Origin of the sequence: Ancylobacter novellus DSM 506 (assembly GCF_000092925.1) — a bacterium.
GTDB lineage: Bacteria > Pseudomonadota > Alphaproteobacteria > Rhizobiales > Xanthobacteraceae > Ancylobacter > Ancylobacter novellus.
Genome location: NC_014217.1, coordinates 1,490,093 through 1,499,731, shown reverse-complemented (window position 1 = coordinate 1,499,731; position 9,639 = coordinate 1,490,093). Strand labels below are relative to the sequence as shown.

Annotated in this window: 10 protein-coding genes and 3 tRNA genes; 2 read left to right on the top strand and 11 right to left on the bottom strand. The window is 66.3% G+C overall.

Annotated features, from left to right (window positions below; all coding sequences use genetic code 11):
- Window positions 1–3: 3 nt before the first annotated feature.
- The 11 genes from rplJ to SNOV_RS07125 form a co-directional block, all read right to left on the bottom strand.
- Window positions 4–522 carry a 50S ribosomal protein L10 gene (gene rplJ, locus SNOV_RS07175; protein ID WP_013166250.1) on the bottom strand — a complete coding sequence of 173 codons (519 nt, stop codon included), beginning with the start codon at window positions 520–522 and terminating at the stop codon, window positions 4–6.
- A 479-nt stretch (window positions 523–1,001) separates the two neighbouring features.
- The gene (gene rplA, locus SNOV_RS07170) at window positions 1,002–1,703 is read right to left on the bottom strand and encodes a 50S ribosomal protein L1 (RefSeq protein WP_013166249.1); all 702 of its coding nucleotides are present in this window, start codon (window positions 1,701–1,703) and stop codon (window positions 1,002–1,004) included.
- A gap of 4 nt (window positions 1,704–1,707) precedes the next feature.
- Window positions 1,708–2,157, bottom strand: coding sequence for a 50S ribosomal protein L11 (gene rplK / locus SNOV_RS07165; RefSeq protein ID WP_013166248.1), 450 nt, complete (start codon window positions 2,155–2,157; stop codon window positions 1,708–1,710).
- A gap of 245 nt (window positions 2,158–2,402) precedes the next feature.
- Window positions 2,403–2,780, bottom strand: a complete 378-nt coding sequence (locus SNOV_RS07160) for a ribbon-helix-helix domain-containing protein (protein WP_013166247.1) — start codon at window positions 2,778–2,780, stop codon at window positions 2,403–2,405.
- A 79-nt stretch (window positions 2,781–2,859) separates the two neighbouring features.
- Window positions 2,860–3,471: a DJ-1/PfpI family protein gene (locus SNOV_RS07155; protein WP_013166246.1), complete on the bottom strand. Its 612-nt coding sequence runs from the start codon at window positions 3,469–3,471 to the stop codon at window positions 2,860–2,862.
- Window positions 3,472–3,630: 159 nt separating this feature from the next.
- The gene (gene nusG, locus SNOV_RS07150; protein WP_013166245.1) at window positions 3,631–4,161 is read right to left on the bottom strand and encodes a transcription termination/antitermination protein NusG; all 531 of its coding nucleotides are present in this window, start codon (window positions 4,159–4,161) and stop codon (window positions 3,631–3,633) included.
- An 11-nt stretch (window positions 4,162–4,172) separates the two neighbouring features.
- A complete protein-coding gene (gene secE / locus SNOV_RS07145; RefSeq protein WP_013166244.1) occupies window positions 4,173–4,370 on the bottom strand; it encodes a preprotein translocase subunit SecE in 198 nt (65 codons plus the stop codon).
- A 221-nt stretch (window positions 4,371–4,591) separates the two neighbouring features.
- Window positions 4,592–4,668: transfer RNA gene (locus SNOV_RS07140), tRNA-Trp, on the bottom strand.
- A 224-nt stretch (window positions 4,669–4,892) separates the two neighbouring features.
- Window positions 4,893–6,083, bottom strand: coding sequence for an elongation factor Tu (gene tuf, locus SNOV_RS07135; protein WP_013166243.1), 1,191 nt, complete (start codon window positions 6,081–6,083; stop codon window positions 4,893–4,895).
- A 223-nt stretch (window positions 6,084–6,306) separates the two neighbouring features.
- Window positions 6,307–6,380, bottom strand: a tRNA-Gly gene (locus SNOV_RS07130).
- Window positions 6,381–6,410: 30 nt separating this feature from the next.
- A tRNA-Tyr gene (locus SNOV_RS07125) sits at window positions 6,411–6,495 on the bottom strand.
- 212 nt (window positions 6,496–6,707) lie between these two features.
- On the opposite strand from SNOV_RS07125, the gene rlmB reads away from it, so the two are divergent.
- Both rlmB and SNOV_RS07115 read left to right on the top strand, forming a co-directional pair.
- Window positions 6,708–7,520 carry a 23S rRNA (guanosine(2251)-2'-O)-methyltransferase RlmB gene (gene rlmB / locus SNOV_RS07120; RefSeq protein WP_013166242.1) on the top strand — a complete coding sequence of 271 codons (813 nt, stop codon included), beginning with the start codon at window positions 6,708–6,710 and terminating at the stop codon, window positions 7,518–7,520.
- A gap of 351 nt (window positions 7,521–7,871) precedes the next feature.
- Window positions 7,872–9,551: an MFS transporter gene (locus SNOV_RS07115; RefSeq protein ID WP_013166241.1), complete on the top strand. Its 1,680-nt coding sequence runs from the start codon at window positions 7,872–7,874 to the stop codon at window positions 9,549–9,551.
- Window positions 9,552–9,639: the final 88 nt, after the last annotated feature.

The following is a 9,639-nucleotide window of genomic DNA, read 5'->3' as shown; positions in this document are numbered from 1 at the left end:
GCCTCACGCGGCTTCGTTCTCGCGGCCGTAAGCCCCGAACACGCGGGCCAGCTTCGCTGCCGGCGCGGTGCTGAGCTGCGCAATCTTGGTCGCCGGGGCCTGGATGAGGCCGATCAGCTTCGCACGCAGTTCATCAAGGGACGGCATCGTGGCCAGAGCCTTGACACCATCGGGGTTGAGGGCCGTCTTGCCGAACGCTCCGCCCAGGATGACGAACTTGTCGTTCGCCTTGGCGAAGTCGACGGCAACCTTCGGAGCCGCTACGGGATCGCTGGAATAAGCGATGATGGTCGGACCCTTCAGCAGGGACGCGACGTGAGCGACTTCCGAACCTTCGAGAGCGATCTTGGCGAGGCGGTTCTTCGCCACCTTCACGGTCGCACCACTGGCCTTCATCTGCCGACGCAGGTTCGACATCTGAGCCACGGTGAGGCCGGAATAGTGGGCCACGACGACGACCGAGGTGGTGTTGAACACCTCGGTGAGCGACGTGACGAGCTCTTCTTTTTGTGCTCGATCCACTTCACTTGCTCTCCGGTGGCGAGGAAGGGAAACTTCCCCGCCGGGTTTGCGCCTTGCCGCCCCTCCTCGCGGAGAGACGACGGTTAGCATCCTGTCCCCTTGGGACCGAAAACCGGCCAAGGCGCTGGTTCGAGCCGAAATCCAAGTCCCGGCGCCGCCGGAACCTTTCTCACGGTCCGTACCCCGTCTATGCTGGCCCCTTGCGGGATTAAGCCACCTCGAATGAGGGGCGCCGGCAGTCTCGGACAGGACTTAAAGCCGGCAAGGCGAGCCCTGCCGGCCTCTCCGCCCGGTTTTACGCGGGCGAAAGCTTCGAATTTCGTTGGTTCACACTCGACTCACGCCGGGCGCGAAACCGTCCATATAGTGGGTCCATTGGGATTTGTCACCCCTGATAGCATCAAGGGCTTGACAAATCCACACCCGTGCGATCACGGGGCCGCGACCGGCCCCGCTCGCTCATTTCACCCGATCGGGCGTCAGCCCGCCGTCAGCACCGAGGCCGGCTCGACCTTCAGGCCGGGGCCCATGGTCGAGGACAGCGCGATGCGCTGGACATAGGTGCCCTTTGCGCCGGTCGGCTTGGCCTTGACCACCGCGTCGGCGAAGGCGCGGATGTTCTCGGCGAGCTTCTCGACCGGGAACGAGGCCTTGCCGATGCCGGCGTGGATGATGCCCGCCTTCTCGACGCGGAACTCGACCGCGCCGCCCTTGGCGGCCTCGACGGCACCCTTCACGTCCATGGTGACGGTGCCGACCTTCGGGTTCGGCATCAGGCCGCGCGGACCGAGCACCTTGCCGAGACGGCCGACCAGCGGCATCAGGTCCGGAGTGGCGATGCAGCGGTCGAAGTCGATCGTGCCGCCCTGGATGGTCTCGAGCAGATCCTCGGCGCCGACGATGTCGGCACCCGCCGCCTTGGCCTCGTCGGCCTTGGCGCCACGCGCAAACACGGCGACGCGCACGGTGCGGCCCGAGCCGTTCGGCAGGTTGCACACGCCACGGACCATCTGGTCGGCATGGCGGGGATCGACGCCGAGATTCATCGCCAGTTCGATGGTCTCGTCGAACTTCGCGGTCGCCCGCTCCTTCAGGAGCGCGATCGCCTCATCGAGGCCGTACAGCTTTGCGGGGTCGACACCCTCGCGCACGGCGCGCACACGCTTGGAAATCTTGGCCATCAGCTCAACCCACCACTTCGAGGCCCATGGAACGGGCAGAGCCCTCGATCATGCGGACCGCCGATTCGACGGTGTCGCAGTTCAGATCCTTCATCTTCTTCTCGGCGATCTCCGCGAGCTGGGCGCGCGTGACCTTGCCGGCGAAGCCGCCCTTGCCCGGGGTCTTGGAACCGGAGCCCGGCTTCTTCTTCGTGTCGAGGCCGGCGGCCTTCTTCAGGAAGTAGGAGACCGGCGGGGTCTTCAGCTCGAAGGTGAAGGAACGGTCCTGGTAGGCGGTGATCACGACCGGGATCGGCATGCCCTTTTCAAGCTGGCCGGTCTGGGCATTGAACGCCTTGCAGAACTCCATGATGTTCAGGCCGCGCTGACCAAGCGCAGGGCCGATCGGCGGCGCAGGGTTGGCCGAGCCGGCCGGCACCTGCAGCTTCACGTAGCCGGTAATCTTCTTCGCCATAGTGAACTCCTCGGCGCCGCGGCTGCCGGCCGCAAACGCCAAAGCACGCCGCCGCGACGGCTTCATCGCGGGCAACGCATATTGAGGATCGCGGTCGCGGCACGTTTTTCACGCCGGCTGGCGAACCGGCCGTGCCTCCCGCGTATGGATGCGGCCCGAGGGACGCGGGCGGTGCGATACAGCAAATCGCACGCCAAGGCAATGCGCCGGCCGAGACCGGCGGCATGCCTCGCCCAGATAGGTATTCAGGCGACGGAGGACAAGCTGCGCCCACGTCCGCTGCGGCGCGCCTCGCGGGCAAGGATGGCGTCGGCGTCGAGGCTGCGGATCGGCGTCGACAGATCGCGCGGCACGTCGCCTTCGAGCTGCAGGGCTAGGTAGCGCCCGCAGCACACGCGCAGGAAGGAAGCGAAGTTCTCGACCTCGCCATGGGCGAAGACCAGCTCCTCATGCAGCTTCGCTAGCAGCTGCGGCAGGCTCATGCCGTCGCGCTGGGCGATCTCGTCAAGCACCTGCCAGTAGAGGTTCTCCAACCGCACGCTGGTGGAGAAGCCGTTGAGCCGCACCGACTTCAGCCGCGTCTGCCAGAGCCGCGGATCGGCCTCGATGAAGAGCTTGCACATGACGGCCTCCCTTCGCGGCGGAACACCCCTGCCCCGCCGCGCCATCATAGTCCCGCTTGCCGCGCCCGCGAAGGCGGGCTCACGCAGCCTTGCGCGCCGTGCTCACCTCGCCGTGGGAGATGCTGGTGCCGAGCACAGCGAGGAACTGGGCGATCCAGGCCGGATGCGCGGGCCAGGCCGGGGCGGAGACGAGGTTGCCGTCGGTCACCGCCGCATCGATGGCGATGTCGGCATAGGTGCCGCCGGCGAGCTCCACCTCCGCCCGGCAGGCGGGATAGGCCGAGCAGGTGCGCCCCTCAAGCACCCGCGCGCCGGCGAGAAGCTGGGCGCCATGGCAGATGGCGGCGACCGGCTTGTCGGCATCGAAGAAGTGTTTGACGATCTCGATCGCCTTCAGGTTCAGGCGCAGATATTCCGGCGCCCGCCCGCCGGGGATCACCAGCGCGTCGTAGCGGGCCGGGTCGACGTCGGCGAAAGTCGCGTTCAGCGCGAAATTGTGCCCGCGCTTCTCCGAATAGGTCTGCGCGCCGTCGAAATCGTGTATCGCCGTGGCGACGCTGTCGCCGGCCTTCTTGTCCGGGCAGGCGGCATGCACGGTATGGCCGACGGCGAGCAGCGCCTGGAACGGCACCATGGTCTCGTAGTCTTCCACATAGTCGCCGACGATCATCAGGATGCGTTTGGCAGCCATCTTCATCCTCCCTTGGTCACGCCCGTGTGGGGTGTCGGGAGAGGATAGGCCGGGCGGCAGGCGCCGCGGTGTTAACGGGCTAACGCAGGCGCCGAACGAAAAAGGCGCGGGACCCTGCCCGCGCCTTCCGAAACTTCCGTCTGCCGCCGAGACCGCAGCTCAGGTCTTCTCGACCTGGGCGAACTCCAGCTCAACCGGGGTGGCGCGGCCGAAGATCGACACCGCGACCTTGAGGCGCGAACGGGCGTCGTCGACTTCCTCGACGATGCCGTTGAACGACGCGAAGGGGCCGTCCGACACCTTGACGGTCTCGCCCACCTCGAAGGTGATGGAGGGCTTCGGCCGCTCGATGCCTTCCTGCACCTGCTGAAGGATGCGCATCGCCTCCTTCTCGGCGATCGGCATCGGCTTGTTGTCGGCGCCGAGGAAGCCGGTGACCTTCGGTGTGTTCTTGATGAGGTGGAAGGCCTCGTCGGTGAGGTCCATCTTCACCAGCACATAGCCGGGGAAGAACTTGCGCTCGGCGTCGACCTTGCGGCCGCGGCGCACCTCGACGACCTTCTCGGTCGGCACCAGCACCTGCTCGAACAGGTCGGTGAGCCCGCGCTGAGCCGCCTGCTCCTTGATGGAATCGGCGACCTTCTTCTCGAAGTTCGAATAGGCGTGGACGATGTACCAGCGCATCGACATCGGTTCTCTCCTCACCGGCCGATCTGCAGGACCTGAGCGATCACGAAGCTCAGGATCTGATCGGCGACCAGGAAGAACAGCGAGGCCAGCACCACCATGACGAACACCATCGCCGTGGTGATCAGCGTCTCGCGACGGGTCGGCCAGGTGACCTTGCGGGCTTCCGCGCGCACCTGCTGAAAGAACTCGACGGGATTCGTCTTCGCCATATTCGTCTCGAAACGCTTCTAGCGCGGGGGATTTAAGTCCCGCGCTGTCCAATCCAAATCGAAGGGTAGGCCGGGCGTATAGCCTGTGCGGCCCGTCGCGTCAAAGGACGCCGTGAAGATTTGTGCGCGGCCGCCGCTTCCGCAAGGCCGCGCGGGCATTAGTTTCGACGCAGGGTGGGGAAATGGCTCGCCTGGCGGTCCGCTGCCACCCCTTGAGAGGGTGGCAGGAGTGGAGGGACTCGAACCCCCAACCCCCGGTTTTGGAGACCGGTGCTCTAACCAGTTGAGCTACACTCCTAGACCCGGCGACGCGGGCGCGCCTTCCTAGGCGATGCGATGGGGGCATGTAAAGAGGGGGCGTCAAGCTCGCTTTGGACAAGTGACGTTCCGATGAACCTTATCCCGAGGCGCTAGTGCAGCGAGCCTCGGAGGATGTCCAAGCGGCTTACCCGTGCCCCCAAACGCAAACGGGCGCCCGAAGGCGCCCGTCGCAGTTTCCCGTACCGGCCGAAGCCGGGAGGTTCACTCGATGATGGAGGCGACGACGCCGGCGCCGACGGTGCGGCCGCCCTCGCGGATGGCGAAGCGCAGCTTCTCTTCCATCGCGATCGGAACGATCAGCGCCACGTCAACCGTGATGTTGTCGCCCGGCATCACCATCTCCGTGCCTTCCGGCAGCGTCACGATGCCCGTCACGTCCGTCGTCCGGAAATAGAACTGCGGACGATAGTTGGTGAAGAACGGCGTGTGACGGCCACCCTCCTCCTTCGTCAGGATGTACGCCTCGGCCTTGAACTTGGTGTGCGGCTTCACCGAACCCGGCTTGCACACCACCTGGCCGCGCTCCACGTCCTCGCGCTTGGTGCCGCGGACGAGGATGCCGACATTGTCGCCCGCCTGGCCCTGGTCCAGCAGCTTGCGGAACATCTCGACACCGGTCACCGTCGTCTTGGTGGTCGGACGAATGCCGACGATCTCGACTTCGTCGCCCACCTTGATGATGCCGCGCTCGACGCGGCCGGTCACCACCGTGCCGCGGCCCGAGATCGAGAACACGTCCTCGATCGGCATCAGGAAGGGCTGGTCGATCGGACGCTCCGGCTGCGGGATGTAGGCGTCGACCGCTTCCATCAGCTTCAGCACCGCGTCGCGGCCGAGCTTGGGATCGCCGTTCTCAAGCGCCACCAACGCCGAGCCGCGGATGATCGGGATGTCGTCGCCGGGGAAGTCGTACTTCGACAGCAGCTCGCGAACCTCGAGCTCCACCAGCTCAAGCAGTTCCTCGTCGTCGACCATGTCGCACTTGTTGAGGAACACCACCAGCGCCGGAACGCCGACCTGGCGCGCCAGGAGGATGTGCTCGCGGGTCTGCGGCATCGGGCCGTCCGCCGCCGACACCACCAGGATCGCGCCGTCCATCTGCGCCGCGCCGGTGATCATGTTCTTCACATAGTCGGCGTGGCCGGGGCAGTCGACGTGCGCGTAGTGGCGGTTCGTCGTCTCGTACTCGACATGCGCGGTCGAGATCGTGATGCCGCGCGCCTTCTCTTCCGGCGCCTTGTCGATCTGGTCATACGCCGTGAACGTCGCGCCGCCAGACTCCGCCAAAACCTTCGTGATCGCCGCCGTCAACGACGTCTTGCCATGGTCAACATGGCCAATCGTCCCAATGTTGCAGTGAGGCTTCGAACGGTTGAACTTCTCTTTGGCCATAACTCGTTTCCTTCAGCGACAGCGGGTCGCGAAAAATCGGGCCGTGGGATAGGCGGTTTCCCGCGTTTCCGCAAGAGCGGTTTCACACGCCGCTTTCACGCGCCGCGTGAGGTGCTCCGCGACGACGCGGCACGCATTTCCCGAAAACCCGGCCGGACGACCCGATAAGTCCGCGCGGGAGCGCGGGACCGGCCGTCGCCTATATAGGTATCCTTGGTGGAATTGGAGCGGGTGAAGGGAATCGAACCCTCGTCATCAGCTTGGAAGGCTGTTGCTCTACCATTGAGCTACACCCGCAAGGCAGAGGTAATCTAGCGAGAGGCGAGGTGGTGGGGGAGGTAGGACTCGAACCTACGAAGGCATAGCCAGCGGATTTACAGTCCGCCCCCTTTGCCGCTCGGGACACTCCCCCAAGTCACTCAGGCACGTCGCGGTCGTTGCCGGCGCGATGTCGCCTGTCGACCTCACGGGGCAAGCCGGCGCGAACGCCGGTTCCCGTGCGGCGGGCTTTATGGTGACGTGCCCCTGCCCTGTCAACCCCGCCCGCGGCACCGTCCCCGGTCGCAAGCGAATGCGCGCGCGCACAAATTGCCAAGCCGGGCACGCCGTGACAGAACGCGCGACATGAACGATCGCCCTCGCCGCCCCGCCCGGCCGTACCATGCCTCCCAGCGCCAACCGCGTCCGCGGCCGGCGGGCCGTCCCTTTGGCGCCTGGCCGGACGACGTGGCGATCCTCTATGGCTGGCACAGCGTTGCCGAGGCGCTGCGCAATCCGCGCCGCAAGATCCGCCGCCTGCTCGCCACCGAAAACGCCGCCAAGCGGCTGGAAGAAGAATCGATTCCGCTCAAGGTGAAGCCGGAGATCGTGCGGCCGGGCGAGATCGACCGGCTGCTCGACCCCGACGCGGTGCATCAGGGTCTGCTGGCGGAATGCGATCCCCTGCCCGCGCTCAGCCTCGCCAAGGCGGCGGAGAGCGACCTCCTGCTGGTGCTCGACCAGATCACCGACCCGCACAATGTCGGCGCCATTGTGCGCTCGGCGGCGGCGATGAAGGTCGGGGCGATTGTCACCACCGCCCGCCACAGCCCGGCCGCCACCGGCGTGCTGGCGAAGAGCGCCAGCGGCGGGCTGGAGCATGTGCCGTTCTGCTTCGTCGGCAATCTCGCCCGCACGCTGGAGGAGCTGAAGGAGCGCGGCGTGCAGGTGGTCGGCCTCGACAGCGAAGGCCCGGCCGATCTTGCCGATACGGCGATGCGCGCGCCGGTGGCGCTGGTGCTCGGCGCCGAGGGCAAGGGCCTGCGCCAGCTCACCCGCCAGACCTGCGACACACTCGCCCGTATCGACCTGCCCGGCGCCATCGTCAGCCTGAACGTCTCGAATGCCGCCGCGCTCGCGCTCTACCTCGCCCGGCGCGCTGTCGCCCGGCCCGCCTGACAGCGGCGGAAAATACTTCGCGCGCCGGCGATTTCTCCCGCGCCGCAGCAATTGCGCGAGTTTACGACCAATTGCCAATCGTCAAACCGAACATGTTTCGCCAAGCTTTCCTTTAAGGCAGCGACGGAATCGCAGAATTGCGCGCGCCTAAGACCGGGGAAGGCCGCCGCTCAAGTCGTCGCGGGCCTCTTCCGGGAGGAGACAGCCCGAGTGCGAGGTGTTCCCGGACGGAACTCCCAAACTCGACAAAGACTATCGACGGGCCTCGCGGACGAGCTCGTCCTTTCGCGCGTGCGGACATTGCTGCACGTCTGAACATCGGCGCGACTTATTCTGGGGAAGGGAACGAACATGAGCGTAACTACAGCAGGGCCCGCCCGAAAGGCGGCCCCGATGACCCGGGAAGAGAGGAAGGTGATCATCGCCTCCTCCGCCGGCACCGTCTTCGAATGGTACGACTTCTACCTTGCGGGCTCGCTCGCGGCCAACATCGCCGCCACTTTCGTGCCCGGCACCAACGACACGGCGAAGTTCATCTTCGTGCTGTTCGGCTTCGCCGCCGGCTTCGCGGTCCGCCCCTTCGGCGCCCTGGTGTTCGGCCGCCTCGGCGACCTCATCGGCCGCAAGTACACCTTCCTCGTCACCATGACGATCATGGGCATCGCCACCTTCCTGGTCGGCCTGCTGCCGAGCTATGAAAGCATCGGCTATGCCGCCCCGGTGATCTTCATCATCTGCCGCCTGCTGCAGGGCCTCGCGCTCGGCGGCGAATATGGCGGCGCGGCGACCTACGTGGCCGAGCACGCCCCGCACGGACGGCGCGGCTTCTACACCTCCTGGATCCAGACCACGGCGACCGTCGGCCTGTTCCTGTCGCTGCTGGTGATCCTGTCGCTGCGCCTGTCGATGACGCCCGAGGACTTCAACGCCTGGGGCTGGCGCATCCCGTTCCTGCTGTCGATCATCCTGCTCGCCTTCTCGATCTGGATCCGGCTGTCGCTGAGCGAATCCCCGGCCTTCCAGAAGATGAAGGACGAGGGCCGCCGCTCGAAGGCGCCGCTCACCGAGGCCTTCGGCAAGTGGAGCAACGCCAAGATCGCCCTGATCGCCCTGCTCGGCGGCACCGCCGGTCAGGCCGTGGTGTGGTATTGCGGCCAGTTCTACGCGCTGTTCTTCCTCACCCAGACGCTGAAGGTCGACGGCACGACGGCGAACCTGCTCATCGCCTTCAGCCTCCTGATCGGCACGCCGTTCTTCATCTTCTTCGGCTGGCTGTCGGACAAGATCGGCCGCAAGCCGATCCTGATCGCCGGCTGCCTCATCGCGGCGGTCACTTATTTCCCGCTGTTCGAGAACATTGCCCGCGTCGCCAACCCGAACCTCATCGCGGCGACGGAGAACGTGAAGATCGACATCACCGCCGATCCGGCGGAATGCGGCACGCTGTTCGACCCGGTCGGCGTGCGGGTCTTCACCCGTCCCTGCGACGTCCTGCGTCGCACGCTGGCGACCAACTCCATGCACTATGAGCTGAAGCCCGGCCCGGCCGGCTCGCCCGTCGCGGTGACGATCAACGGCACGGCAGTGACCGCACCCGAGCCGACCGGCGCGGCGATCGGCACGGCCACCGTGGCAGCGGCGCAGGCGGCCGGCTATCCCAAGGTGGGCGACGCCTCGATCGTCAAGCAGCCGACCGTCGGCGGCGTGCTGACCGATGCGCGCACGCTGTCGCTGATCGGCCTGCTGTTCATCCTCGTCCTCTACGTGACGATGGTGTACGGCCCGATCGCCGCCCTGCTGGTCGAGCTCTTCCCGACCCGCATCCGCTACACCGGCATGTCGCTGCCCTACCACATCGGCAATGGCTGGTTCGGCGGCTTCCTGCCGCCCACCGCCTTCGCCATAGTGGCGGCCACCGGCAACATCTTCTCCGGCCTGTGGTACCCGATCGTGGTGGCGCTGATGACCGTCGTCATCGGCCTGATCTTCCTGCCGGAGACCAAGGACCGGAACCTGGAAGACTGGCACTGAGCCGGCGCCCGGCTCCGCCCCTCCGGGACGGAGCCTCCCCGCAATAAAAAGGCCCCGTCGCGAGACGGGGCCTTTCTCGTTAAGGCAC